This is a genomic window from Clostridium sp. OS1-26, from assembly GCF_030915445.1.
In the GTDB taxonomy this organism is placed as follows: Bacteria; Bacillota; Clostridia; order Clostridiales; family Clostridiaceae; genus Clostridium_AM.
Genome location: NZ_CP133264.1, coordinates 4,567,214 through 4,593,392 on the forward strand (window position 1 = coordinate 4,567,214; position 26,179 = coordinate 4,593,392).

The following is a 26,179-nucleotide window of genomic DNA, read 5'->3' on the forward strand; positions in this document are numbered from 1 at the left end:
CCAAGTAAATCACATATATGAAATTTCTAAATTGTACTTTTCAATTATTTCTTTAATGCAGCAATCTTTTAGTAACTTGTCTTCAATTTCTTTTATTATGTCTTCTGATAATTCGGTATCATCTAATTCTATTAAAATGAACCCCTTTTTTAATATTATCATATACACACTTCCTTTAATAATTTTTATTATACTTTAGATTATAGTAAAATAAAAAGAAAAAAATTTCCTTTTAGATAATTCTATGTATCAATTTAGAAATAAGTGTATCGAATTTAAAAAATCCAATCATTACCAAAAACATTAAGGTACTAATTAGATTCTTTTTATGATAATATTTAGTTTATTTCGTATCCATCTTTTGTTTTTTTCTGATATAATCCAACCCACTCAGGTATCTTTCCTTTATTTTTAAGAAGTTCTATAGCAACATCTCCAACTACTGCCAGATCTTCTGCATTAAAGTAATATTCTGTATTTTTATCAAATAATATATTTGCATCAGCCGGCAATTCATCATCCCCCTGCCAAACAATAAATGTAATATACACATTATTTATAAACTCAAATTTACAACACAAATCTCCTCTGTCTAATATTTGTGCACCTATAGCTTTAGAACCTTCTATAAAAATTTCCTGTTTATCTGAAAAAACTCTAGCCAGCTTGAGTATAGTCCTATTATAAAAATTTTTATAATAAACTAATCCACCCGGTATTTCTTTATATGTTATATCCTTATTAAAAGGAGGAACTGCCCTGGAATTTATAAGATATCTTAATATTAAGATTTTTATCGCATAGGCTTTAATTTCCTCTCCACTCTCACTATCATATAGCTTCCCTGAAGGATGATTCACAATATAATTCTTCCCCATGATTTTAATTTTAAAACACCTTTTTTCTCTGTCATAGGGAATAGTAGATTGATTTGAAATATCTACTGGATCTGCCTTAGAAAATATGTTTTGTATGTATTCGTAAGGAACTCCTCCCTGTCTATCATCTTTTAAATCTTTATTTAACATTAATTAATCCCCCTTAATGCAAAAATATATAGTATTAAACCCATTATAGAAATTATACTATAAAAAAGGAAAGATTTGATAGCTAAAGTTATTATAAATTGATGATTTCCTTACTACTTTCCTAACTCTCGCCAGTTCTCGTATATTTCTCCTAATTCCGCCAAAGCTCCGGCTTGATCTTTTCCCATAATAATTCCACGGAGTCTTGCCAAATTAATATTAATATTATAAATTTCGTCTCTTTCAACACTAAACTGAATTCTTGGTACTATTTTCCCCCATGCAGTCACTAGCTTTTGTCTATCTTCCTCAGCACGATTCCAGTTTTCTTCTTTTACGTCTTCTACAATTATTGAAATATACTTTGATACATCTTCTCCTTCTCTCATAGGCTTTTTAAGAATTTGCCCTGTTGTCATGATTAGCACAAAGAAACCTAAGATAACAATTGGTATACCATATGCAATTATTTTTTTCATAAATACACCTCCTATCCTACTGTTTAGTAGATTTTGTATTTCCAAAGTCTTTGTACAAGTCTATATATAAACTATTACTTTTATCGATAGCAGCCATAAACACATCTTCAACATCATTTATTCCTTTTTTTCTTAACTCATCTGTTAACCATTCCTTATCTTTATTTATAACTTTTAGATTCTTTGGTATAATAGTTCCATCATATATAAGTGTTATTGTTAATCCTCCAGGCCCTGTATAAAGATTCATATCCTTTGGAGTAACAGGGATATATTCAGGTTTCTTTAGTACAGAAAGCTGCCCATCTTTTTCTAAAACTGCAAATTGTACCTCTTTTAAATCAAATACATCTTTTCCCCTAAGTTGTTCTAATAAATCAGATAAACGAAATCTCATTTTTTTCATTGCATCTTCCATTATTTTTCCATTCATTACTACAATAGTAGGTTCTCCATCAATATAGCTTGAAACAGTTTTAGACTTTAATGTAGCCAGCTGCATTGTAAAGCAAATCACCGCCCAAGTTAAAAGACCTACCCAGTGTGCCCAAGCACTACTGGTTAAATCAGTGGTTAAAGTGGATGCTGTAGATCCGATCGTGATTCCTAGTACATAATCAAAGAAAGTAAGCTGACTAATCTGCTGCTTTCCAAGTATTCTGGCAAAAATTAATAAAGTGAAAAATCCAATTATTCCTCTTACTAAAACTATTAACGCTTCACTCAAATTAATCACCTCAATATTCTATTAAAACTATTATTTATTATATAAGAACAATATAAGTTCTAGTTATATATGTTATAAAAAGCTGAAAGAATTATACTTCCAGCTTCTCATGTAAAATTGTCATTTTTATTTTATTGTTTATATGTTGGCTCTTGCTCTTCAATATATTGCTGCCTACCTTGTAAAGTTTGAAGTGCATCATCTAAATTTTTTGCTATATTTTGAAAATCTGTTTTTGCTTGTTGGTCTTCAGTTTCTAGTGCAAATGTTTTCATTGTAGCTGCTGCACTTTGAATACCTGCTATTGCTTGTTGCATTTGAGTTCCTACTGTCATATTATCACCTCCCTTCAAAGGTTTTATATTTCTATAGATACTGCATGAGCAACACCTGGAATACTTTCCTTTTGCTGGAATGTCATTGGCGACATTAACGCACCCGTTGCTACAATTAAAATTTTTTTAAGTTCACCTTTTCTCATTCGATTTAAAAGATGACCATAAGTTACTGTGGAGGAACAACCACATCCACTTCCACCTGATAACACTGGTTGATCCTGCTTATAAATTAAAAGCCCACAATCTGTAAGTATCTCTGGAGGAATATTCATTCCATGTTTATTTAAAAGTTCTCCTGCAATTCGATGACCAAGAGCGCCTAAATCGCCAGTAGCTATCATATCGTAATAAGAGGGGCTTATGCTTAAATCCCTAAAATGGGCTTCAATCGTATCTACTGCAGCTGGTGCCATTGCTTCCCCCATATTAAAAGGGTCAGAAATCCCCATATCTATAACACGACCTATAGTAGCAGAAGTAACTTTAGGTCCTTCTCCTTTGCTTGCTATTATTGCTGCTCCAGAGCCTGTTACAGTCCATTGGGCTGTAGGTGGTTTTTGCCCACCGTATTCCGTTGGATATCTATATTGCTTTTCTGATGCTGCATTATGACTGGTTGCTGCAGCTAATACGTAATCCGCTGCCTTGCTGCTTATCAATAAAGAAGCTAATGCTAATCCTTCCATAGAGCTAGAACAAGCGCCGTAAATTCCTAAATAGGGAATGGAAAGAGTACGTGCTGCAAAACTGCTGGTTACAATCTGGTTTAATAAATCTCCACTGAGAAAAAAATCAATATCTTCTTTTTTTACTTTTGCTTTTTCAATGGCTATTTCACATGCCTGCTCTAATAGTTTTTTCTCTGCTTTTTCAAAGCTATCCTGTCCTAACCAAATATCTTCATGTAGAATATCAAAGTCTTCTGCTATAGCACCTTTTGCTTCAAAAGGCCCTCCGACGGCAGCAGAAGCTATAATAACTGGTTTAGATTCAAAAATCCAAGATTGATGCCCTTTTCTCATTTACATCGCTCCTAACCACTGAAGTGTAATTTTTATAATTGCAACTACAAAAGCAGAAAAAACACCATATACAATTACTGAGCCAGCTATTTTAAACATATTACCTCCTACGCCAAGGACATATCCTTCAGTTCTATGTTCAATGGCAGCAGAAGCCATTGAGTTGGCAAATCCAGTAACGGGTATGGCAGTACCTGCCCCTGCCCATTGCCCAATGTGGTCGTATACACCTAGACCAGTGAGTACTACTGAAATAATAATTAATGTTGCTGAAGTCGGGTCGCCTGCTGTCTTTTCCGTAAACCCCAAGTATGTAATAAATAACCATTGCAGTAACTGTCCAAAGGTGCATATAAGTCCTCCTACAAAAAAGCTTTGGCGCAATTTTTAAATACTGGACGCTTTGGCTCCATTACTTTAGCAAACTCTTGATATTCTTGCTGCATTGGAGTTAATTTCTTCTTTTTTTATTGGACATATTTATCACCTTCTAACGTAATAAAAAAGATTCTAATTTTTTCATCACAGCTTTTAATTTCTCTGCATCCTGCTGGTACATCTGTTTAGCTGCTTGATCTTGTGTCTCAAGTGCAAAAGACATTAAATCTGCCTGACATTTCTCTATATTAGCATAAAGAAGCTCTTTTACTTGAGATTGTGGCAGTTGCAGTGCGTCATCAAAGAGATCCAAGTACAAATCTCCTGATGCATCTACCTGACCAATAAAAACATTATCTAAAGATACTCCCGCATTTTGTAGTTGACTTTCAAGCCATCTATGATTTAATCCCATATTGCTTAAAGGTTCATTGAGAATGTTACCATCTAAAATTACTGTTTGTGGGGCTACTTGTGGGGCTACTTTTTTTCCCATATCATGTGGAGTAATTGGTTTTTTATCTGGTTTTAAAATAACATTAATATCTCCAGTAGACTCCATAATTGCAAACTCTACATCTGCTAGATTAAATACGTTTCTAGAACGTAATTTTCTTAAGAGCTCTTCCCCTGTCATTCTTTCTTTTCCTAAGTTTTCTTCCATTACTTTCCCATCTTTTATTAGCAGAGTTTCTACACCATAAATTAAGTTATGCAGCTGCCTGCTTTTCATTGATGCAAAATCTAAAACTATAGTTAATAATGCCCATACTAACATAGCAATAATACCGAAAATAAAATTTTTAATAATGTTTACTGAAAGCAATGCTGCTAAAATTGAAACCACTGTATAGTTAACAAATTGAAAAGCTGTTATATTGGACAGATTTTTTTTACCTATCAATCTCACTAAAATTAAAGTAAGAAAAAATAAAACCACAGATCTTATTAAAATTACTAGCCATTCTACCATGTCATATCGCCCCTTACTTGCCTTTATATTGAGGTTCTTCAAATTCTAAAGTTTTTAACCTATTTTCTAAATCTTGAATAACTGATCCTGTTGTTGTAAGAGCCTCTTTATATGCAGCTTTAGCTTCTTCTTTTTGAGATTGAACAGAGTAAATTCTTAGCGTTCCCTGTATCCCTTTTAAATTAGCTAAAGTTTGTTTTACCTTAGAGCCAATGGTCATTACTGTGAACCTCCTCTTTAAATAATTATTTAATTTTTACTTTTTTTCTTCACAATCTTTATTGTTTCAATTATTTTTTATTTCATTCATTATAATAACTTATATTTTTTATTTTAAAGTAAACTTAGTTATGCAAAAGACTTGAATATCTTTCCTGCTAGTTTCTGTATACATTTCAAATAGAATACTAATAATATTAAATGTTAGTTTAATATTAGCTATACTATGGTAGGAGGTATAATAAATGACAGTAGTAAATAAATTAAATCAAACTCTAGAAATGTTAAAATCCTGCGAATCAAATTGTAATACTTTTTCAATGGATACAGATGATTTAAATGCAAAACAACTTTATACAAAACTAGGAGAGCAGCTTAAACAGTGTACAGATATGCTGCAAAGCAGAATAAGCTATGTAATGGATCAAGAGCCACAATATCAGACTCAAAATCAACAGAACCAAGTGAATCAGCAAGCTAGTGCTATGGAAAACATGGAAAAACAACCACCAGAGTTATAGTAAAAGTGTAAGCTGTGTTTTTTTACACTGATAGCTAAAATCTTAAAAAAGTAAAAATAAAAAACCCCATTAATACTGGGGTTTTTAGTCTGCTATTCAACTCTAATTATTTCTGCATTTTCTAGGGCGCTATAGTGAGTATAACCCCCAATATGAAGTATTGTATCACCTAATTCAGGGTCTATATGCATTCCCCCTAAGCAAGGATAGCTATGCCAATATTTTGCTACTGACTTCTTAGCTTCTTCGCCTAACTTTGTACCTACAAGATGTTTTGCTATATTATATCCATTGCCACAGGGTGCCGAAATTACTACATCCGCCCTAACTATTATGTCATCATTATTTACAAAGAGTTTAAATTTAGGTTTTCCAATTTTAAACTCATCAATAAAATCGTTAACTAATTGGAATTTACCGTAAGTTAAAGTGCAGAATGGTTTAGGAAAGGCATATTCAAGCCCATACTTTTTACACTCATCTATTACTAGTTCCCTTGTCCACTTTGATACCCAATCCTTATCTTCACAAGGCACAATTATAGCTTTCCCTCCACTTTCCTTTATAATTTTAGGAAGTTCCGTTAGTATATCTTGATGAACTCCAATAATTATAGCTATGTCATGTTCTTCAAATTTATTTGGAAGATATTTTAGTGGTTCATCTTCAAATAACTTATAAAAATCGGGTACCTTAACTATTTGTGAAATAATATCTTGAAAATTTAAATTGTACTTAGCTCTACACCAAACGCAAGACTTTCCACATACAGTACATACATCCCTTTCATCTCTTAAGTGAGGTATAAATTTTGCATTAGCAAATCTTGTGTCAATCTTAACATAAAAATCATTTTCAACCTTTTTATCACTCTTCTCCGAGCAAATCACTAATAATTTCATGTTCCCCCTCCTCAATTAACCTTTAACTAATTATAGTAAAAGTTAACCAAAAAGTCAGTAACACAGGTTACTGCATTGTTAAATATTTATCTAGTTCAACCTATTTAACTTTTTTTCAAAGTATATGAACATTAATATTGCATCTACTGTCCACTGGATAACCGTAATCCACCAAACATAAATAATGGATAATTTTAATATTCGTATAAAGTAGAAGATTAGTGGTACTCTTATTAACCAACTTGTGAGAAGAGACACAATAAAAGGACTTTTAGCATCGCCAGCACCTTTTAACGCTCCAGCAAATACTAATGATAAAGCTATTGATGGCTGTTCAAAAGCACCTATAAATAAGCACAATGATGCTAAATATACAACTTTCCGCTCATCTTCATTTACAAATAAATCCACTAAAAAACCAGGCATTAATAGAAAAACTATTCCAAATACACCCATCATAATCACAGCACCAAATGCACAGGCATAGCCGTATTCCTTTGCTTTTTTGTAATTTCTTTCTCCAATTTTCATCCCTACTAAAGTTGTTGCAGCGGTGCCAAACCCCATGCCTGGCATAAAAGACATAGATTCAACTATATTTGCTATTTGATTTGCAGCAAAAGGAATAGTGCCAGCACGCATTATAATAAAGGTACCTAACAACCTGCTTGTACTAAATGCTGCTTCTTCCATAGAGGAAGGTATAGCTAAAAATAGCAAGTTCTTAACTTTACCTGTATGTAGTTTTATCATATATCTTAGTCTTATTTTAACTTCAGATTTAATAAGTAAATATAATAGTAAAAATATAAAACCAAAAAATTGAGAAATAACCGAAGCAACTGCAGCTCCTATCACTCCCATTTTAGGAGCTGCAATTCCAAATATTAATACCAAATCAAAGACAACCTTTAAAGAAGCAACGATAAGGGAGGCTACAAATGGCGTATATGTATTACCATATCCTCTTAATATTGAACTTATAATATTCATCAACATATTGAAAAATATTGCAACTATAGTGATCTTAGTATAAGTATTGCTTAAAGCTAATACTCCTCCTCTTGCTCCAGCTATTTGCAATATTTCTTTGCTGAAGATAAATAGTCCATAACATAGTATAAAGGAAAGAAAAATTCCTATTATAAATCCTATAGATGCATATTCTTCTGCTTCTTTTTTATCTCGCGCCCCCATGCTTCTAGAAACGAATGAAGTTATTCCAATGGAAAGGCCTATAGTAATAAATATTACAACACAGGTATTTAGAATCTCATTACTTATTCCAACGGCACTTACTGCCTTGTTTCCACCATAATTGCCGATAATCATCGTATCAAACATGGACATTAATGTGTAAACTGCCGCTTCAGCAATAGCTGGGATTGATATATTTAATACCTCTTTTACAACATTTTTACTTAACATATTATTTCCGCCTTTTAATGCATTTAAGATTTTGAATCTTATATCCTTAAATATATTAATTTAATGGCGGTTTTAATATAGAAATTTTTTAACAGAGGACTTTTTGCCAATCTTTTTTTACTTTATAGGGAAACAAACTAGAAAATTGACTTACACAAAGGGATATGTTTCCAAAGCTGAAGGTAGATTTAAAAACTTTTATATGAAACTCCTCCTCCTTACGTCAGAGGAGTACTCACTGAGTAAGCGACCATATCAAAATCGAAGATTTTGTATGTCTGCTTAACCGATTCGCACAAAACCTACGATTTTGGCTCTCTGCTTAACGGACTGAAACTTGGAAACATAGCCCGGAGTGTAAGTCAATTTTTGGCCTTGTAACCCTATATAGATATCCACAAAACGTTATTACTATTTATTGTCTACATAACTTTTAATTGACTGTAAAAATTCCTCTCCATATTTTTTGAGTTTAGTTTCACCTACTCCTTTTATGTTAAGCATAGCTTCTTCATCTAGGGGACAATATTCACTCATCTCTCGTAAAGTACTATCTGAAAATACAATATAAGGTGGAACATTCTCTCTCTCAGGAAATACTTTTTCTTAATGATTTTAGCACTACAAATAATGAGTTATCTTCTACTGCTATTTTCTTTCGTTTTTGTGTCTTATGATATACCTTTTGTTCACCCTTAAGCACACCTACAGCTTTTTCTTTTAATCTAACTACAGGGAACTGACTTTCTGTAAGACCTAAGTAGTCATCCGCAATTAGTACATTTATTAGGTCCTTTATTTCCTTTAAAGTGTATCCTTTCATTATTCCAAAAGTAGATAGCTTGTTAAATCCAAATTCAGAAACTTTCTGATCTTTTGAACCTTTAAGCACTTGAGATACAAGTACAGTTCCAAACCTCTGCTTCATTCTAGCTACACAGGAAAAGATCTTTTGAGCATCAATAGTTATATCTGAAAGTTCCGTTTCATCTTTACAGTTGCAGCAGTTATCGCAGCAATCTTGAACATTTTCTTCTTCAAAATATTCAAGAATATATTTTCTTAAACATTTTGTAGTATGGCAATAATCAACCATATGCTGAAGTCTTCTGTATTCCATTAATCTTCTTTCTTCTAAAGAGGTGCTTTGTTCGATTAAAAATTTCTGTAGCATTATATCTTGAGCTCCAAATAATAAAATACATTGACTTGCTTCGCCATCTCTTCCAGCACGTCCTGCCTCTTGATAATATGCCTCCATATTTTTAGGTATGCTATAGTGTATTACATATCTAACATTTGATTTATCAATACCCATACCAAAAGCATTAGTTGCAACTATAATATTTACGTTATCATATATAAAGTCTTCTTGAGCCTTGCTCCTTTCAGAGTCATTTAATCCTGCATGATATTTGCTTACTGCATAGCCTTTACCTTTTAGTAACTCATATATGCTGTCAACTTCCTTTCTTGTTGCTGCATATATTATACCTACTTGATCTTTATTATCTTCTATATATTTTATCAAATAATCTTTTTTATTTTCTCCTCTAACTACAGAAAAGAATAGGTTTTTACGGTCAAAGCCTGTAGTATAAACCTTTGAATTTTTAAGCCCTAGAAGTTTTACAACATCATCTTTTACCTCTTTAGTTGCTGTAGCTGTAAAAGCTGAAATAACAGGCCTGTCTGTTAAGCTCTTAATTAGAGGTTGTATAGTTCTATAACTTGGTCTAAAATCATGCCCCCACTGTGATACACAGTGAGACTCATCTATTGCTATCATTGATATATTTATTGTTCTAAGCAGCTGACAAAAGTTCTCTGATTCCAACCTTTCCGGCGATATATATAATAACTTTGCATAGCCACTTAGAGCCAGCAAAATTCTCTGCTCCATCTCGTTATTATCTAATGTACTATTTATGTAAGTTGCCTTAACACCAGCACTATTTAAAGAATCTACCTGATCCTTCATAAGGGATATTAAAGGTGATATTACAATAGTAATACCTGGGAGAAGAAGTGCAGGTATTTGATAGCATATGGATTTGCCTGCTCCTGTAGGCATTATGGCAAAAGTATCTTCACCCTTTAATATACTTTCTATAACCTTTTCCTGACCTTTCCTAAAACTACTATATCCGTAATATTTCTTAAGTAATTTTCTAGCTTCATCTAGCATTAAGTTAAGACCTCCTGAATTTACTCAACCTATATTATAACATTTAAATGATATCATAAATAAACAATAAATTTTAATTTTAATTTAATATATATTTCATTTTTATACTTCATAATTTATGTTAGAATATATTAATAATAATTATACTCATAAGCAGGCACCCAAAATCTGTGATTTTGAGATGATCGCTTACTCAGCGAGTACTCATTCGACGATAGGAGAAGGAGTTTCATATTTAAAGCAACATATTTTTTTAATTAAAACATATGATTTATATTAAATACTGCAATAAAGGAGATACTCAACATGAATTTAAGCATTAAAAAATCTATAGCAATCATCATCTTAGTTTCTTTAATTCCCATATGCTCAGCCTATTCAAAATCTGTAGGATTTTTTTTATTTAATTCTAAATTATTAAAAAATCATGACTCTAAAGTACAACAGTACATGCCACAAATAACAACTAAAGAAAATTTAATTATAAAAAATACAAATAATAATGAAGAATTAATATATGAAATCAAAAGTAAAAAGAATGATTTAGATATGGCTATAAAATCCTTAAGGGTTAAAGATTATAATGTGTCCTTGCAGTTAAGCGAAGAAATTAAGCAGTATGTCAGCAAGGGACAAACTTTAGATCAAAATATCAATAGCATGAAAAAAAATATAAAAACAGATGGAAACAAACATGACTACGCGTCACTTATAAATGATATGGACAGTGTAATTAACCTACAAAACGCTAAATATAATTTTCTGAAAGAAGCAAATCTAAGTTTGGATTTAGCGTTGGAGTCTTTAAAATAAAACTCATAAAGCTTGTATTTATAGTATAAAGTATAGTATAATACTTTTGGTGATGGAGCTCACCTTTAATCGCGGAAGCTAATGGCTCCTACTTTAATTCTGAATTAAAGTAGGAGTTTTTTGTTATACTAAGCATGAAGAGGAGATGTATAAAGTGAGAAAATATATTTTTATAGGATTAGGAGGTTTTTTGGGGCTATTTTAAGACTTTATATAAAAACTGTTCCAATACAAAATTATAAAGAAATTGTTCCCCTTAATATACTTTTTATTAATGTAATAGGAAGTTTTCTTCTTGCATTAATAACTACAACTGCATTAGAAGTTTGGGAAATAAATTCAGACATAAGGCTTGGAATTTGCACTGGCTTTTTAGGTGCATACACTACTTTTTCAACTATGTGTAAAGAAGCTGTAACACTTTTAGATAAGGGCTATTATTTTTCCGCTGTAACCTATCTTACAAATTCGGTATTTCTTGGCATAGCTGCAGCCTATCTAGGTGTAGTAGTTGCAAGAGAGTTTGTATATAAATTAATAACTAAAAAAGCTTATAAGTATGAGTAAAATAGGTACTATTAAGAGGTGTTAATTATGGAATTTTTATTAGTTGGAACTGGAGGAATATTGGGAAGTATAACAAGATATTCTCTAGGGAAATTTATATCTACTCACTGTAAAAGGCAATTTCCGCTGGGAACTGCTTTCATAAATATAAGTGGAGCATTGCTACTTGGAATATTAAGCAGTGCTGGCGCAAGTAAAAATATGTATATATTTTTAGGAGATGGTTTTCTCGGAGCTTATACTACATTTTCTACATTTATGTATGAAGGCTTTAATCTGTTTGAAAGTAATAAAAAACTTAATGCATTTATCTATATATTAATGTCAATTGTAATAGGTGTTGTTGGATATAAAATAGGCTTTAAGCTTGGATTATTGCTTTAAATAAGGCATCTAAAAGAAAATAACAAGTCAAAGATGCCTAATAGGAGTAAAGTGAATTTATCACCTTACTCCTACTCTTTTAGTGTTTCTTCTAGCATTTTTTCGTCCTTCTGTAAAGTCATAGAAACTACAACTATAATAAGCGCAAAAATAGCCATGCTAAAATATAAAATTTTAAAGGTTGCAGAATAATCAAATCCTCTAACCGCATAAAGTTCAATAAGTCTTCCCCATAAAAGGGATACTAGGAATCCACCTGAGAATCTTATTGCTGTATATAGCGACATTTTCCTAGAAACATTTCTATGAATTGATTTTGCAAGAAAAATATTTAAAGTTGAGAAAGCTATTCCTACAAATAGGGCTGTAAGAGCTAAGAATAATATAGATATTCCTAGTGATAAATGCATTGCGATTCCAACGGCGGATACTATAAATATGATATATACACAATTTCTTATTGCCTTAAATGAAAGTTTTCTAAGTAAAATTACTGGTAGTATAGTTCCAACTACACCTAATATTTGCTCCAAGGATAGCACTCTTCCAGTACTTCCGATAGCTTTAAAGCTTTCCATATAGTAAGCTAAATAAACCTGAATAGATCCAAAAATAGCTTGTGCTGAAAATATCATCAATACTAAGCTAATATATATCTTTTTATTATCCTTAGGTACATCTTCACTAATAGAATTTTCTTCAACCTTTTCGTGAGCATTTTTAATACTTATTAGGATGAAAAACCATACTATTATTCCAATAGTGATTGGTATTAAAAATAGCTTTATCGGTTCATTAATAAAGCTTCCTGTTATCATTGCGGCAACAAGTCCACCAGCTGCAGCTCCAATCTCTAAAATGGTTGAACTTTTCTTTTGATCCTCGCTACTTAAAGCAACTTTACTCATTGATAATACTAATGGAAAAAATGCTGCCTCTCCTAAAGCTTCAATAAATCTTCCAAATACAAATAAAGGATATTTTATTATAGTTATTGAAAGTATTTCTACGGAAATTCCAAGTATCCATAAGAATACAAATGTTAATAGCAACGGTTTTGTTCCAGTTTTCTTTATAAGAGAGCCTACTACTGGAGAAAACAAAATCATCACTAAGTATCCTATGTTTGGTAACCATGAAACCTGACTTATTGTAACACCAAATATCTTTTGAAGAGTAGGCAATATTGGGAAAAACATAACTACACCGAATATTGATAAAAATGGTACAATGAAATCTGCTATAAAAATACTATTTCTCTCTCTTGAATTCATTTTTCCTCCTCATTTATAACTGTACATTAATATATTCAATATAATTACTGATTATTATATAAACAGAGTTCTTGACATCAGATGGAGTTTTAACTCCACCTGATGCTTAGAAATCGTTATCCAGGGACGTAGCCGCTCTTTACTCCCGCTTGGAGAAGCGGGAGTATTAGAGCGGGTAGTCATCGGATAAAGCTTTTAAAATGGCCACTTTACATTATTAACCAAAGTGACCATTTTAAATAATGATTATACTTCTCTTACGATATTTTTCATAAGGTTGATGAACTTTTCTCTTGCTATTTCTGAAGTTTCCATTACTTCAGTGTGACTCAAAGGTTGCTCTAATATTCCTGCTGCCATATTTGTAAGACAGGAAACACCTATAACCTTTATTCCGCTGTGGTTTGCTATAATTACCTCTGGAACAGTTGACATACCAACTGCATCTGCACCTAAAATACGTGCCATTCTTACTTCAGCAGGTGTTTCATAAGTAGGTCCACTAAACCAAGCATATACTCCCTCTTGAACTGGTATATTTAACTTTTCAGCTATACCCTTAACCTTATTTCTTAAATCTTTATTATATGCATTTGACATATCAGGGAAACGAGGACCAAATTCATCTAAGTTTTTGCCTATTAATGGATTAGTTCCTGATAGGTTGAGATGATCCTTTATAATCATTAGATCTCCAGGCTTAAAATCTGTATTTGCAGCACCAGCAGCATTTGTAACAATTAAAGTTTCAATGCCTAGTGCCTTCATAACACGAACTGGAAATATAACTTCTTGTATATCATATCCCTCATAGTAATGGAATCTTCCCTGCATAGCTACCACTGTTTTTCCTTCTAAAGTTCCCACAACTAAACGACCAGCGTGTCCTTGAACAGTTGATACTGGAAAGTGAGGTAATTCACTATAAGGATAAAATTCTGGATTCTCTATTTGATCTGCAATTGCGCCAAGACCTGACCCTAAAATAAGGCCTATTTGCGGCTTATATTTTGTTTTTTCTAAAATAAAATTTGCTGCTTCTTTAATTTTTAATTCATAACTCATGTCATCTACTCCTTAATATTAAATTTTATTTTAAAATTTCTTTTAAAAAACTTTCTCCATTTTTAATTTTTCCTAAAGAAAAAATTTCAGCAATAGTTTGCCCAATATCAGCAAAGCTACTTCTTGTACCAAGGTTAGTATTGGATCTTAAAGCTTTACCATAAGCTATAAAAGGTACATACTCTCTCGTATGGTCTGTTCCTGGTGTAGTAGGATCACAACCGTGATCAGCAGTGATCATCAAAATATCTGAATCTCTCATTTCTTTAAGTATTTCTGGAAGTCTTGAGTCAAAAGCCTCTAAGCCTTTCCCATAAGCTTCTGGATCATTACGATGTCCCCACTTCATATCAAAGTCAACTAGATTTGTAAATATCAATCCTCTTTTATTTTGCTTCATATAATTTAAGGTTTGATCTACTCCATCCATATTATCTTTTGTATGAATTGCTTCTGTAATACCTTTACCACAGAATATATCTTCTATTTTTCCCACGGCCATTACATGCAAATCATTATTTTTTAGAACATCAAGCAGAGTATCATGTGGCGGTATTAATGAAAAGTCCCTTCTATTGGCAGTTCTTGAAAAGCTACCTGGTTGTCCAATAAATGGCCTAGCAATTACTCTAGCCACTGCATGTTCACCTTTAAGCATTTTTCTTGCTGTTTCGCACATTTTATACAACTCATCAAGAGGTACAATATCTTCATGGGCAGCAATCTGGAATACACTATCTGCTGATGTATAAACTATAGGATAGCCAGTCTTCATATGTTCTTCACCAAGCTCGTCTAATATTGCAGTTCCTGAGGCAGGCTTATTACCTATCATTTTTCTTCCAATGGCACTTTCAAAGGCTTCAACAATTTCTCTTGGAAATCCATTGGGATATGTTGGAAAAGGTTGTTTTGATACTACACCTGCCATCTCCCAATGCCCTGTTGTTGTATCCTTTCCGTTTGATGCTTCAGCTAAGCGAGCATAACAACCTAATGAACTTTCTGCCTTATTAACTCCTTTTATATTATCAATATTTCCAAGTCCTAGTTTTTCTAAGTTAGGAAGTTTTAATCCTCCTAGTACCTTTGATACATTTCCAATTGTATTACAGCCAATATCACCATATTTATCAGCATCATACATTTCACCCATGCCAACACTGTCTAGCACTATCCATATAACTCTATCTACCATATCTCTTACTGATTTTTAAATTAATTATATTATTTTAAAAATCAGTATTTCACCTCCTTATTTTTTAAAATTTTACTATATATAATTTTAAATCATACATGTTGTTCATACGTAATATGTGAAATCGCTTTCACAATGCTTATTATAAAATGTGAATTTAAGTAAATTCACATTTGGCTTTATATCTTTATATATTAACTTTTTTATTTTCATTGCTAAATTGTATCAAAATGAATTAACAATTTATTTAACTTGTTAAAGCTATCAGTATTATTTTATATTCAAAATATGTTAGCGCTTACATACTAAATATACAACATATTATGCCAAAGTTCAATATGTTGTTTTAAAAAATTTTCTAACTTAACAATATAATAATTATGAATGATTTTAGTTAAGTTAAATAAACTATATTGGTGTTTTTAATTAAGTACTTATACTGACATCTATCATATAATAACAAGAACAAATTTATAGAAAAATCATATAATTAATATTAGCTGATAATTAATATTATATGCTATTGATATACAAAGTTAATTATTCTTAATTATCATTTGATAATTAAATTCTCAGTAATTTCTTAGATAAATAAGCTAATTTGTTGCCTGCATAAGCTTAGAATTTATCACATATTTATCAATTGAACATATTATATTATTATAATAAATGTATTTTTATAAAACTAAAACTGTTATCAAAGATTCTCAATAATTAGATATTATTAAACATAACTAGGAATACTGAACTTTAGGAGGCAATAATTAAATGGACAAAGAAAAAGCTGCTTATTTATCTATTATATCAAATTCTTTACTTATTATATTTAAGCTCACTGCCGGTATACTTATAGGCTCTATAAGTGTTATATCAGAAGCTATTCACTCTTCAATTGACTTGTTAGCTAGCTTTATAGCGTTTTTTTCTATAAGAAAAGCATCAAAAATAGAAGATGATGAGCATCCTTTTGGATATGGTAAATATGAAAATGTATCTGGATTTGCGGAAGCCATTTTGATATTTTTCGCTGCTGCCTTTATTATTATAGAAGCAATAAAGAAAATTATAGATGGGTCATCAATAGATAGTGTTGGATTAGGCTTGGTGGTAATGTTTATTTCATCTATAGTTAACCTCTTAATATCTACTAAGTTAATAAATGTAGCAAGAAAAACCGATTCTATTGCACTAGAAGCTGATGCACTACATCTTTTAACGGATGTAATAACAACTGCAGGAGTATTTTTAGGCCTTCTTGTAGTTAAGTTAACGGGGCTAAAAATTATAGATTCCTTAACTGCAATATTTGTAGCTTTCTTGATTATAAAAACTTCTATTGATTTAACTAGAAAGTCTCTAAAAGACTTAGTGGATAGCAGACTTCCAGATGAAGATATAAATAAAATATTAGAAATCATTACTTCACATGATGAAATTAAAGGTTATCATAGACTAAGGACAAGAAAAAGCGGTCCGAAAAAAGAGATTGACATTCATTTAAAGCTTAATGAAAGTTACTCATTGACTCAGGCTCATAATATATGCAGTCATATAGAAAGAGATATAAAACATGTTTTTCCAAACAGTTATGTTCTCATACATCCTGAGCCATTCTCTGTTATAAAAAACATATAAATCTCCTTGGTTTGGCCAGCTTATGAGAGATTTTCAGTTGTTAGCTTATTTGATTCAGTTTAACCCCTCGCTTAAGGAGTATAAGGTTAAGATAGAGATGTAATTGAAGGTAAAAGCATGTAGTTTAAAGCAAAGACTACATGCTTTTCTTTATTCGAATGGACATTTTAGCAATTAATAATACGTTTATTATATTTTTTTCTTACAATATAATTCCTAGGCGGATTTTTATGATAGAAAAACCTACTAAGCATAGCTAATGCACAGAGTTTAACATTTATAGTCTGCGCTGTTTGCTTCTCTACGAGCACTAAATAGTCTTTGTACTCTTTACTCATTTCCCTATCCAATTTCGAAATTTCTTCATTTTTGCCGCTATAGTACCAATTTATAAATTGTTCAACACATCTTGAATATGTCTTAACTGTACTTAAACTTTTATGCTCCTTGTATAGCAGATACTTTTCAAATTCCTCTATCATATATACACACATCTCCTTTGCTATTACTTAAACTTCTAAAATATTTTTAACTTCCTATAAGATATAAAAATGGGGCTGTCTCACTAAGGAATTAAAATACAACATAGTGCTTTTCAAATTTAAAATTAACACAATATATTGTAGTATTTATTCTTAATGGGACAGCCTCATTTTTATAAAAATTTTGATTGTTTAATTAAAATCTTATTTTGCAACTTCTTTATTTGATGGAAGAATTACTTCAACCTCTGAATGTGGTCTTGGTATAACGTGAACTGATATTAATTCTCCAACACGTTGTGCAGCAGCAGCACCAGCATCTGTAGCAGCTTTAACAGCTCCAACATCGCCTCTAACCATAACAGTTACAAGTCCGCCTCCAACATATTCTTTACCTATTAAATATACGTTTGCTGCCTTAACCATAGCATCTGCTGCCTCTACAGCTCCTACTAATCCTTTAGTTTCGATCATTCCTAATGCATCATATTTCATTTTAAAATCCTCCTAAATATCTTTTATTTTTATATTTTAATTTTTAATTATAAACTTTTATTTTTATTAGTTTTTTATTTTACTATTGTTATTTTTGATTTTGAGTTAATGCCCATTGCATTAGCTTCTTCGATATCAAGATGGCATTCAAGCTTTGATTCATCATTAGCTCTAATAGCTACATTGCTATATATTCCACCTCTTAAATCATCAAACTTTATTGATACTACCTCTCCATCATGTACTCCTAAATTTTTAGCATCTTCAGGTGTCATGTGAATATGTCTTTGTGCAACTACTAATCCTTCTTCAATTTGAACAGAACCTTTTGGTCCAACTAATGTAACTCCAGCTGTTCTGCTTAAATCTCCAGACAATCTTACATGTGGAACTGTTCCAAGTTTAACGCAGTCTCCAGCTAATACTTCAACTTGAGTCTTACTTCTTACAGGTCCAAGAATTCTAACTTTTTCAATTGCACCTTTTGGTCCACAAATTGTTACAGTTTCCTTGCAAGCGTATTGTCCAGGTTGAGATAGATCTTTAAGTTTCACAGGCTGATAGCCCTTACCAAATAGAGCTTCTAAATCCTTTTCTGAAAGATGTAAATGTCTATTAGAAACCCCTACTGGAATCTCAGATAAATTTACCTGAGATACAGTATTTGCTCCATTAGCTTTTACAGCTTCTAGTAAAAGCTTTAATACTGCTTCATAATTTTCCATTAGTTTGCCCCCTTAATAGCGGCAACTATTTGGTTAACTAAGTCTGCAATTTCATCATTTTTTAAACCTTCATTGCTAGCGCAAGTATTAGTGTTTTTACCACAGTCATTAGCCTTAGTTAAAGCTGCTGCAGCCGCTGCAATTTGAGCTGGGCTCATGTTCATAAATGAGTTTTGAGCTCCAATATAACATTCAGTAGTTTTTGCACAGTTTGTGGCTGGAGTATTCGCCGCTAATGCTGCACAATCTTTTATACCATAAGCAACTCTCTTAATGTTTACAAGGTGTTCTGGAGTAACGTTCTCAGATACTGAGCTTCCTCCCCATGTACCGCAGCCTAAAGTGAAGGAAGGGTTAAGTCCTGTGCTTGCACCTGTTCCACCTTGAGTACCACCAGTATTAACAAGAATACGTGAAGCTGGCTTTTTAGCAAACTTCATAACTATATCTCTATCTTCAGTATGAAGACTCATTGTGTGACCAATTCCATTTTGAAGTAATGCAATACTTAACTCACATGCTTCATGCCAATCTTTTACTGTATAGAAGCCAAGAACTGTTGTAAGTTTTTCGAAGGATAATGGATTACCTTCTCCTACTCCATTTTGTCTTCCTATAAGTACTCTTGTTCCTTCTGGAATACTAATTCCTGCAGCACTTGCAATAACTTGTGGGCTTCTTCCAACAAACTTAGCGTTCATAGCATGTCCATTTTTGAATAACAATCTACAAACTTTATCAGTTTCTTCTTTTGTCATGAAGTATCCACCCTGCTTTTTGAACTCTTCAATAACTCTAGCTTCGTTGCATTCTTCACAGATTATTGATTGCTCTGAAGCACAGATTGTACCATTATCGAAAGTCTTACTTGCCATAATGTTTCTAACAGCTTTTTCTACATCAGCAGTTCTTTCTATGTATGCTGGAGAGTTTCCTGCACCAACACCAAGAGCTGGCTTTCCTGAACTGTAAGCAGCTTTAACCATTCCTGGACCACCTGTAGCTATTATTATAGCAACTTCATTGCTCTTCATTAGTTCATTTGTAGCTCCAATTGTTGGAATACTTACTGCAGTTATAATGTTCTCTGGTGCACCAGCGGCAACAGCTGCATCATGCATCAACTGAGCTGCTTTAATTGTACATTTTGCAGCAGATGGATGTGGTGAGAACACTATAGCGTTACGGGACTTAATTGAAATCATAGCTTTGAAAATCGTAGTAGAAGTTGGGTTTGTTGAAGGTACTATACCCATAACTAAACCAACTGGTTCAGCAAGCTCTATAAGCTTATTTACTTCGTCTTCTTTAATTACATCGATAGTTTTCATATCTTTAATTGAATCATATAGTATTGTAGATGCTAACTGATTTTTGAAAGTCTTATCTTCAACTTTACCAAAACCTGTTTCTTCAACTGCCATTTGAGCTAAACAAACAGCGTTTTCTTCTGCAACTCTAACCATATTACGTAAAATTTTATCAATTTGCTCTTCAGTATAATCAGCAATTTTATTAGCTGCTACTTTTCCAAGCCTAGCAAGATTTCTAGCTTCCTGTATTGAGCGTAAATCCTTATCAAAGTTTTCCATTGTTTCATACTTCCTTTCGTAGCCTTAACAATAGCTATTTTTTCTCATAATATAGTTTAAATTTAGCAATTAATAAATTTTTATCTGCCTTTGAAATTGCTCTGCCTGTAATTACAAAATCTTTGTATTCACGAGCTAGATTTCTAAGTTTAACAACTTTTAACTTAGATAACATGAAAAGAGCTTCCTCTATACCATTTTTGCTTACTAACTCATCTACATCATCTTTATGTAGATTATCTAAATTTACCCTATGAATTTTATCTGAATCTAAAGTATCTTGATCTTTTTCAATATTATCTTCAGCTTTTTCTACATCTTCTACTTCTGCATCTTTTGTTTCTTCTACATCTTGTTCATCTATGCTGCCTTCATTTTCTATGTTTTTTGCTTCCTCTATATCATCTAGGCTGTCTTCATTTTCTACATCTTTATTATCTATATCTTCACTAGATACTGAGTCCTCTGGGCTTTTAGGTCCAATTATACTTTCCAATTCCTGATGAGGACGTGGAATTACATGCTGTGAAACTAAAAATTCTTCATGGAGTTTTTTAACAGCTGCTGCTCCAGCTTCTATAGATGCTTGTACTGCACCTACATCACCTGTTATTGAAATTGTAACAAGACCGCCACCTACATAGGTTTTTTCAATAATACTTACATCTGCTGATTTCACCATCGTATCAGCTGCCTCAATAGCCGCAAGTAATCCTTTTGTTTCTATTAAACCAAGCGCTTGCATAGGTTTATCCTCCTAGTCTTCTATGAAGTTAAGACTTGAATCAGGTGCGGTTTCAACCTCATCTGATTCTTAGTCGAACGAATCCAGGGGCGTAGCCGCTCTTTACTCCCTCTTGGAGAAAAGCAGATATCCCAAATTCTCCGATTTGGTGATAGTCGCTTTCACAGAGTGCGAGGAAATATTAGAGCGGTTAGTTATCGGATAAAAGATCCGCCCAGTTTGCTGGATAAGTTGCATAGAACACCCTAGCTTTATCTGGTGAACCCCAAACTACTTTAGAACCAGATGGTACAAATAACACATCGCCAGCATGAGCTGTATATGTCTTCCCATTGATTTCTACTGTTAAAGTTCCCTCAATAACATAGTCAAGTTCTTCGTAAGTTAACTCCCAATCAAACTTTGAATTTTCAATAATTAAAAATCCAGCACTCATTTTTGATTCTTCTTTACTCACTAGTTCTTGAAAATAAACTTTGTTATCTGGATTACCAGTATCAAATACATCCATTTTCACTGAGTTTCCTCTAACAACTTTAAGTCCACTAGAATCCTTATCAGCTTCATATGGAAGACTCTTTCCTTTTAAGCATTCAAGCATTTGCTCTAAAAGACCTTTGTCCATCATTGCTTTAAAGATGTTAATCATCATTTCGCTGTCCATTCCCTCTATGCTTAGAGGTTTTTTAGCATCAACCTGCTGTACTTTAGGTTCTAAAGCTTTTGTAGTAAATACTATTCCGTTGTTTTTTGCAAGGTCTTGAGCTGATGGCGTAATTATTTCGCTACCATCTACACAAAATACTTTTTCTCCCTTTAATATTAATGCTTCAATATCTTTTGCACATATTAATTTTTTCAATTTATCACTTCCTTTCATTATATAAATGAAACTCCTTCTCTTTTCGTCGAATGAGTAAGCGATTCACTGCAAATCAAAGATTTGAGTTCTCTGCTTATTAGAACAGAGATTCTATCAATCTGTCGGACACCGAAGGTATAACTTCAGCATTTACCAGCAGACCTTTTTGTTCTGCAATAGCCTTTCCTGCTTCAACACCGGTTTGAACTGCAGCCACATCTCCAGTAAAGGTGAAAAACGACTTACCGCCCAGCCCTGTTCCTAAGCGAAGTTCTAAAGGCTGTAATTCAGCAGCTTTCATAATTGCATCAGCAGCAATAACCATAGTTGCTAAGGAGAAAAACTCTATAATTCCTAAAGCCTGAATTCTATCTGGCATTGTTGCACCTGTTATTGCTGGGAATACTTCAGGACTGACATTTGGTATAATAATAGAATCAATCAAGAATTCTTCTGCCAACCTTTCACCAACACTGACTGAATCCTGAACCGCTGCAACATCACCTTGAATGATAGCAATATATTTACCTGGACAAACAGAGCTAGCTGCTACTATTTCCACATCAGCGGTTTTTACCATCTGATCTGCTGCATATATACCACGTGCAATACTTGTAAATTCAACCATTCCTATTGCTTTCGCCATATCAGTCCCTCCTTATAGTAATAAAATCATTTCCACTTTCCGCAACAGTTCCTGAAATGCTTGCGTGAATTGCAGCACCCAAACTTTCTTCAGGAATTTTCCCTATTATCTGTCCCAACTCCACATGATCACCAGCATTAACAACAGTCACTGCAGGTGCTCCTACATGCTGTCTCCTTGCAATATGCACCAATTCAGGCTTTATTTCAACTTCCATCATAGGAGCTGGCTCATCAAAATCATGCAAACCTAGTCTAGCTATAAGGCGCTTACTTGGAACCAACCTATATTCACGATTTTTGCTGGCAGTGAACTCTGACTTCATCGGTTTATACCTTATATTCTGTTCTGCCAATCTCCCTTTAAAATAGAGATTTGCAGATTTAGGATAAAGCCCTGCTGGACATGAAAACAATTCACATAAATTACATTGACAGCATAGCTGTGCACTCTTCTGCTCTTCAACATCTGTTAATGCATAATTTAAAGCTCTCATCATCTTGTGAGGCTGCACATTATGTCCAATAAGATAACGAGGACACATATCTGTACACATACGGCACTGTTCACAGGAAGCTCTATTTACTCTTCTTGTCTGTTCTATATTCATAGATTTCCTACGAATAAGAAAATGCTGTTTTTTCAAAATTACAAATCCCTTATTTTTCTTTGTAATATACCCATCTATACTACTCATCACAGGTCCCATCATAGGTCCGCCATCAATAACTGCATAGTTATCAAAATTTTCTATTCCGCTAAGCTTTAACACATCTATAATAGGTGTTCCTATCGGTACCTTTACGGTCAATCGTTTAGGAATATCTCCTGCAATTGTGATATATTTTTCTGTAACCGGCTCTCCCTTGGAAGCATGGTAAATATTTAATGCCGTTTCTGAATTCACTACTACGCATCCAACCTGGATTGGAATACCTGCTTCAGGAACAACTCTGCCTGTAAGTTCATAAACCAGAACCTGTTCATCACCTGCTGGATAAATATCTGGAAGCTCTTTTACTTCAACAAAATCGCCTACCCGCAGTGCCTCAATCCTTTCTTTCAGAATTGAAATCACTTTTTTATGCTTTCCTTTAATACCTATGAGAGCTTTTCTAGCTCCAACTAATATTCCCGCTGCTTCAAATCCTTTAATTATTTCATCTGGAAACAACTCCATCAACTGCTGATCCACCCGCAGCAAAGGTTCACACTCAGCTCCATTAAGAAGTATATATTCCGATTTTGATGTTAGCTTTGCATGTGTAGGAAACCCTGCACCACCTGCACCAATAACGCCGGCTTCTCTCACCATTTCAAGAAGATTCATTTTTACCTCCCTTGCAGTTCTCTATGATCCATAGGAATTATTAATTCTTATGAATACAGAACTTATCCAAAATTACAATCTGCATCAATTATTCCAACAACAACTGCATCTACAGGAATATCGTCATTTCCTAACATTCTTCGAGCAGAAGATCCAGTAGTAACTATAACTCTATCACCGATACCAGCACTAATGTTATCCACAACAATAAATCTTCTTCCTGAATCTGTTCCACCAATTTCCTCTGCAAGCATAAATTTAAGCCCATTAAGTGTTTCTGCTTTTCTAGTTGCCCATACAGTATCAATAAGTCTTGCTGCTATCATATTGCTTTTACCTCTTTCATTTTTAATTTAATCTCATTTAATGCAGCTTCAACGGATGCTGTGTCACCAAAAATCCCAATTAGAACCATATGCTGAGGGCATAATCCTCTAATATCTTCAACGGTAACTCCAACAGCTTTCTCAGCAATATCTGCAGCATAAATCATATCAATAAGTTTGCCTTGTACAAGTCCTATTGCATCACTGCTGTCTAAGTCCGTTTTACAATTTCCACCCATTCTTCTTCTAAGAATATCTTTAGTGCTTGGGGAAGGTGATTTTATAATTCTAAAATCCACTTTTAAACTCCCTCCTTATTACTCTATAATATCCTGAGTACAGCTTAATGCTATTCCAAGTGGTGTGGCAAACATAGGATTCTTAGGTTTATGAGTATATACTCCTGTCTGTTTTCCAATAATTTCTTCAATTCCCGTAAGGCAGCAAGTACCACCTACTAAGGAAATTTCTTTCACATCATAATCCTTAATATTATAATTAATAATTGATGCTACCTTTTCCACTACTGGTTTTAATATTGGTAAAATTTCTTTATGGTTCTTGTTATCTCTTTTGAATTTATCTGCCTCATTGAAAGGCATTCCATATGCACCTGAAAGAACTAATGAAAAATGAGTTCCACCTGTAGGTTCGTCAACGACATGTATAACTTTTCCGTCTTTTAAAATTGATATTCCTGTTGTTCCACCGCCAACATCTACCACTGCACCATTTTTAATTTTAAGTACATTATTAGCAGCAGTAGGTTCATCTAAAAGACATGTAAGTTCAAATCCCGCAGCCTGAACTACATTTTTAATTGCTCCAGAATCTAAGGCGTCTGTTCCTGGTGGAATTGCAGCAGCAGCATAAAGAAGTTCAGTATTAAGTTTTTCCTCAATTTCCTGTTTAAGCTCTCTAACAATCCTAACTGCTCCAATATAGTCAACAACCATACCATCACGCACTACATCTGCATACCTATATGCGCCTGCAACAGGCTCATAGTTTTCATCTAAAACTGCCAGTACCACACATGCAGTACCTAGGTCTACACCTGTATAATAAACAGAAGATTTATTAAGAATTGGTTTTTCTACAACTTCTTCAAACTTCTGAATCATTCTATCGCAATATTCAAAAGTTAAATTTTTCTCTGACATTCTTTTCCTCCCACTGCTGAACAAATCAATTGAGACAGCGAATTAATTATTGAATTAAGATTTTCATCAATTTTATTTTTTAAACTGTCATCATCATTTTGGTAAGTATCCATTATTTCAAACTGTAATTCCCTCAAAGCACAGCGAAGTGTATGCAATTTTAATATATCAGTGCCTTTTTCAAGCTGCATATGGAATTCTGTTATTTCAAAACAATCTTGGAGTTCAGTTGTAAAATTTAATGAATTTATGCCTGTACACTCTTTACAATAAATAGGTTCAAGAGTACCCATTCCACTCACAACATTTCTAATATTTGATATTTTTCTGCCCAAAGTTATAATATTTTGTGCTAGAACAATATCTCCTTTTAATATCTCACTACTAGTAACAAGGAATGCTGCCTCTATAGATTTCAATTTACAACAAAGCTTCTTTTTTAAAATTAAGTTACTGTTTTCCTCTTCTTTTATGCTTTCTACCGCCTTTACAGTTTTTGTCTGATTCTTTTCTTTTGGTTTTGAATCATCAGTAATTTTTATCCTTTTATCAGACAAATATTGAGCTGCTCCAGGTGTAAGCCGCTGTCCCTGTTGTAATTTGTAGGTATTAAAAGGTTCTTTTCTATATAAATCTCTTAAATACTCTTCGGTAATAAATTTGATCATCGACCT

General features: G+C 32.9%; 31 protein-coding genes, 3 pseudogenes and 1 riboswitch. Of the genes and pseudogenes, 6 read left to right on the top strand and 28 right to left on the bottom strand.

Annotated elements, in window-relative coordinates; all coding sequences use genetic code 11:
• Window positions 1–9: 9 nt before the first annotated feature.
• From RCG18_RS22620 to RCG18_RS22660, 9 genes and pseudogenes are all read right to left on the bottom strand, one after another.
• On the bottom strand, window positions 10–168 hold the full coding sequence (locus tag RCG18_RS22620) for a hypothetical protein (protein ID WP_308038248.1): 159 nt from the start codon (window positions 166–168) through the stop codon (window positions 10–12).
• Between the two features lie 170 nt (window positions 169–338).
• A complete protein-coding gene (locus RCG18_RS22625) occupies window positions 339–1,028 on the bottom strand; it encodes a DUF3786 domain-containing protein (RefSeq protein WP_308038249.1) in 690 nt (229 codons plus the stop codon).
• Window positions 1,029–1,141: 113 nt separating this feature from the next.
• Window positions 1,142–1,507 (bottom strand): DUF4363 family protein, encoded by a 366-nt coding sequence (locus tag RCG18_RS22630; RefSeq protein ID WP_308038250.1) that lies wholly within the window; start codon window positions 1,505–1,507, stop codon window positions 1,142–1,144.
• A 16-nt stretch (window positions 1,508–1,523) separates the two neighbouring features.
• Window positions 1,524–2,234: a DUF421 domain-containing protein gene (locus RCG18_RS22635; RefSeq protein WP_308038251.1), complete on the bottom strand. Its 711-nt coding sequence runs from the start codon at window positions 2,232–2,234 to the stop codon at window positions 1,524–1,526.
• Window positions 2,235–2,365: 131 nt separating this feature from the next.
• Complete coding sequence (locus tag RCG18_RS22640; RefSeq protein WP_308038252.1) at window positions 2,366–2,569, bottom strand: DUF1657 domain-containing protein; 204 nt, start codon at window positions 2,567–2,569, stop codon at window positions 2,366–2,368.
• 23 nt (window positions 2,570–2,592) lie between these two features.
• Window positions 2,593–3,594: a stage V sporulation protein AD gene (gene spoVAD, locus RCG18_RS22645; protein WP_308038253.1), complete on the bottom strand. Its 1,002-nt coding sequence runs from the start codon at window positions 3,592–3,594 to the stop codon at window positions 2,593–2,595.
• Window positions 3,595–4,040: pseudogene (gene spoVAC / locus RCG18_RS22650) on the bottom strand (stage V sporulation protein AC). It lies immediately after the preceding gene.
• A 44-nt stretch (window positions 4,041–4,084) separates the two neighbouring features.
• Window positions 4,085–4,945 carry a DUF421 domain-containing protein gene (locus RCG18_RS22655; RefSeq protein ID WP_308038254.1) on the bottom strand — a complete coding sequence of 287 codons (861 nt, stop codon included), beginning with the start codon at window positions 4,943–4,945 and terminating at the stop codon, window positions 4,085–4,087.
• Between the two features lie 13 nt (window positions 4,946–4,958).
• Window positions 4,959–5,165 carry a DUF1657 domain-containing protein gene (locus RCG18_RS22660; protein WP_308038255.1) on the bottom strand — a complete coding sequence of 69 codons (207 nt, stop codon included), beginning with the start codon at window positions 5,163–5,165 and terminating at the stop codon, window positions 4,959–4,961.
• A 244-nt stretch (window positions 5,166–5,409) separates the two neighbouring features.
• Here RCG18_RS22660 and RCG18_RS22665 point away from each other — a divergent pair, with 244 nt between their 5' ends.
• Complete coding sequence (locus RCG18_RS22665; RefSeq protein WP_308038256.1) at window positions 5,410–5,685, top strand: DUF1657 domain-containing protein; 276 nt, start codon at window positions 5,410–5,412, stop codon at window positions 5,683–5,685.
• 92 nt (window positions 5,686–5,777) lie between these two features.
• On the opposite strand, the gene RCG18_RS22670 is transcribed toward RCG18_RS22665, so the two are convergent.
• The 4 genes from RCG18_RS22670 to recQ form a co-directional block, all read right to left on the bottom strand.
• Complete coding sequence (locus RCG18_RS22670) at window positions 5,778–6,587, bottom strand: DUF166 family protein (RefSeq protein ID WP_308038257.1); 810 nt, start codon at window positions 6,585–6,587, stop codon at window positions 5,778–5,780.
• A gap of 90 nt (window positions 6,588–6,677) precedes the next feature.
• The gene (locus RCG18_RS22675) at window positions 6,678–8,015 is read right to left on the bottom strand and encodes an MATE family efflux transporter (protein ID WP_308038258.1); all 1,338 of its coding nucleotides are present in this window, start codon (window positions 8,013–8,015) and stop codon (window positions 6,678–6,680) included.
• A gap of 411 nt (window positions 8,016–8,426) precedes the next feature.
• The gene (locus RCG18_RS22680) at window positions 8,427–8,552 is read right to left on the bottom strand and encodes an HRDC domain-containing protein (protein WP_308038259.1); all 126 of its coding nucleotides are present in this window, start codon (window positions 8,550–8,552) and stop codon (window positions 8,427–8,429) included.
• A 52-nt stretch (window positions 8,553–8,604) separates the two neighbouring features.
• Window positions 8,605–10,203, bottom strand: a complete 1,599-nt coding sequence (gene recQ / locus RCG18_RS22685) for a DNA helicase RecQ (protein WP_308038260.1) — start codon at window positions 10,201–10,203, stop codon at window positions 8,605–8,607.
• A gap of 306 nt (window positions 10,204–10,509) precedes the next feature.
• On the opposite strand from recQ, the gene RCG18_RS22690 reads away from it, so the two are divergent.
• The 3 genes and pseudogenes from RCG18_RS22690 (at window position 10,510) to crcB (RCG18_RS22700) (ending at window position 11,967) form a co-directional block, all read left to right on the top strand.
• Complete coding sequence (locus RCG18_RS22690; RefSeq protein WP_308038261.1) at window positions 10,510–11,016, top strand: hypothetical protein; 507 nt, start codon at window positions 10,510–10,512, stop codon at window positions 11,014–11,016.
• A 39-nt stretch (window positions 11,017–11,055) separates the two neighbouring features.
• Window positions 11,056–11,114: riboswitch (Fluoride riboswitch) on the top strand.
• A 56-nt stretch (window positions 11,115–11,170) separates the two neighbouring features.
• Window positions 11,171–11,583: pseudogene (gene crcB, locus RCG18_RS22695) on the top strand (fluoride efflux transporter CrcB).
• 27 nt (window positions 11,584–11,610) lie between these two features.
• Window positions 11,611–11,967, top strand: a complete 357-nt coding sequence (gene crcB / locus RCG18_RS22700; RefSeq protein WP_308038262.1) for a fluoride efflux transporter CrcB — start codon at window positions 11,611–11,613, stop codon at window positions 11,965–11,967.
• A gap of 71 nt (window positions 11,968–12,038) precedes the next feature.
• Here crcB (RCG18_RS22700) and RCG18_RS22705 read toward each other — a convergent pair whose 3' ends face one another.
• From RCG18_RS22705 to RCG18_RS22715, 3 genes are all read right to left on the bottom strand, one after another.
• Entirely contained in the window at window positions 12,039–13,241 is a 1,203-nt protein-coding gene (locus tag RCG18_RS22705) for an MFS transporter (protein ID WP_308038263.1), read from the bottom strand.
• A 246-nt stretch (window positions 13,242–13,487) separates the two neighbouring features.
• Window positions 13,488–14,306 (bottom strand): purine-nucleoside phosphorylase, encoded by an 819-nt coding sequence (locus RCG18_RS22710; RefSeq protein WP_308038264.1) that lies wholly within the window; start codon window positions 14,304–14,306, stop codon window positions 13,488–13,490.
• Between the two features lie 25 nt (window positions 14,307–14,331).
• Window positions 14,332–15,504, bottom strand: a complete 1,173-nt coding sequence (locus RCG18_RS22715; RefSeq protein ID WP_308038265.1) for a phosphopentomutase — start codon at window positions 15,502–15,504, stop codon at window positions 14,332–14,334.
• A 768-nt stretch (window positions 15,505–16,272) separates the two neighbouring features.
• Between RCG18_RS22715 and RCG18_RS22720 the strand changes: the two genes are divergently transcribed.
• Both RCG18_RS22720 and RCG18_RS22725 read left to right on the top strand, forming a co-directional pair.
• A complete protein-coding gene (locus RCG18_RS22720; protein WP_308038266.1) occupies window positions 16,273–17,139 on the top strand; it encodes a cation diffusion facilitator family transporter in 867 nt (288 codons plus the stop codon).
• Window positions 17,132–17,242 (top strand): annotated as a pseudogene (locus RCG18_RS22725) (asparagine synthase); the annotation flags it as partial. The gene RCG18_RS22720 and the pseudogene RCG18_RS22725, both read left to right, overlap by 8 nt.
• Before the next feature lie 64 nt (window positions 17,243–17,306).
• On the opposite strand, the gene RCG18_RS22730 reads toward RCG18_RS22725, so the two are convergent.
• From RCG18_RS22730 to RCG18_RS22785, 12 genes are all read right to left on the bottom strand, one after another.
• A complete protein-coding gene (locus RCG18_RS22730; protein WP_308038267.1) occupies window positions 17,307–17,621 on the bottom strand; it encodes a phage integrase N-terminal SAM-like domain-containing protein in 315 nt (104 codons plus the stop codon).
• 204 nt (window positions 17,622–17,825) lie between these two features.
• A complete protein-coding gene (eutM, locus tag RCG18_RS22735; RefSeq protein WP_308038268.1) occupies window positions 17,826–18,116 on the bottom strand; it encodes an ethanolamine utilization microcompartment protein EutM in 291 nt (96 codons plus the stop codon).
• Between the two features lie 74 nt (window positions 18,117–18,190).
• Window positions 18,191–18,841: a phosphate propanoyltransferase gene (locus RCG18_RS22740; protein WP_308038269.1), complete on the bottom strand. Its 651-nt coding sequence runs from the start codon at window positions 18,839–18,841 to the stop codon at window positions 18,191–18,193.
• Entirely contained in the window at window positions 18,841–20,433 is a 1,593-nt protein-coding gene (locus RCG18_RS22745) for an acetaldehyde dehydrogenase (acetylating) (protein WP_308038270.1), read from the bottom strand. Before RCG18_RS22745 ends, RCG18_RS22740 begins: the two co-directional genes overlap by 1 nt.
• Before the next feature lie 34 nt (window positions 20,434–20,467).
• Window positions 20,468–21,178: a BMC domain-containing protein gene (locus tag RCG18_RS22750; RefSeq protein ID WP_308038271.1), complete on the bottom strand. Its 711-nt coding sequence runs from the start codon at window positions 21,176–21,178 to the stop codon at window positions 20,468–20,470.
• 190 nt (window positions 21,179–21,368) lie between these two features.
• Window positions 21,369–22,040 carry a cupin domain-containing protein gene (locus RCG18_RS22755; RefSeq protein ID WP_308038272.1) on the bottom strand — a complete coding sequence of 224 codons (672 nt, stop codon included), beginning with the start codon at window positions 22,038–22,040 and terminating at the stop codon, window positions 21,369–21,371.
• Between the two features lie 97 nt (window positions 22,041–22,137).
• Complete coding sequence (locus RCG18_RS22760; RefSeq protein WP_308038273.1) at window positions 22,138–22,686, bottom strand: BMC domain-containing protein; 549 nt, start codon at window positions 22,684–22,686, stop codon at window positions 22,138–22,140.
• A 1-nt stretch (window position 22,687) separates the two neighbouring features.
• Window positions 22,688–24,016 carry a 4Fe-4S dicluster domain-containing protein gene (locus tag RCG18_RS22765; RefSeq protein ID WP_308038274.1) on the bottom strand — a complete coding sequence of 443 codons (1,329 nt, stop codon included), beginning with the start codon at window positions 24,014–24,016 and terminating at the stop codon, window positions 22,688–22,690.
• Window positions 24,017–24,078: 62 nt separating this feature from the next.
• A complete protein-coding gene (locus RCG18_RS22770) occupies window positions 24,079–24,342 on the bottom strand; it encodes a EutN/CcmL family microcompartment protein (protein ID WP_308038275.1) in 264 nt (87 codons plus the stop codon).
• A complete protein-coding gene (locus RCG18_RS22775) occupies window positions 24,339–24,641 on the bottom strand; it encodes a BMC domain-containing protein (protein WP_211140968.1) in 303 nt (100 codons plus the stop codon). The genes RCG18_RS22770 and RCG18_RS22775 overlap by 4 nt, the downstream gene beginning before the upstream one ends.
• 18 nt (window positions 24,642–24,659) lie before the next feature.
• Window positions 24,660–25,505: an ethanolamine utilization protein EutJ gene (gene eutJ, locus RCG18_RS22780; RefSeq protein ID WP_211140969.1), complete on the bottom strand. Its 846-nt coding sequence runs from the start codon at window positions 25,503–25,505 to the stop codon at window positions 24,660–24,662.
• Entirely contained in the window at window positions 25,487–26,173 is a 687-nt protein-coding gene (locus tag RCG18_RS22785; RefSeq protein WP_308038276.1) for a cobalamin adenosyltransferase, read from the bottom strand. The genes eutJ and RCG18_RS22785 overlap by 19 nt, the downstream gene beginning before the upstream one ends.
• Window positions 26,174–26,179 lie beyond the last annotated feature (6 nt).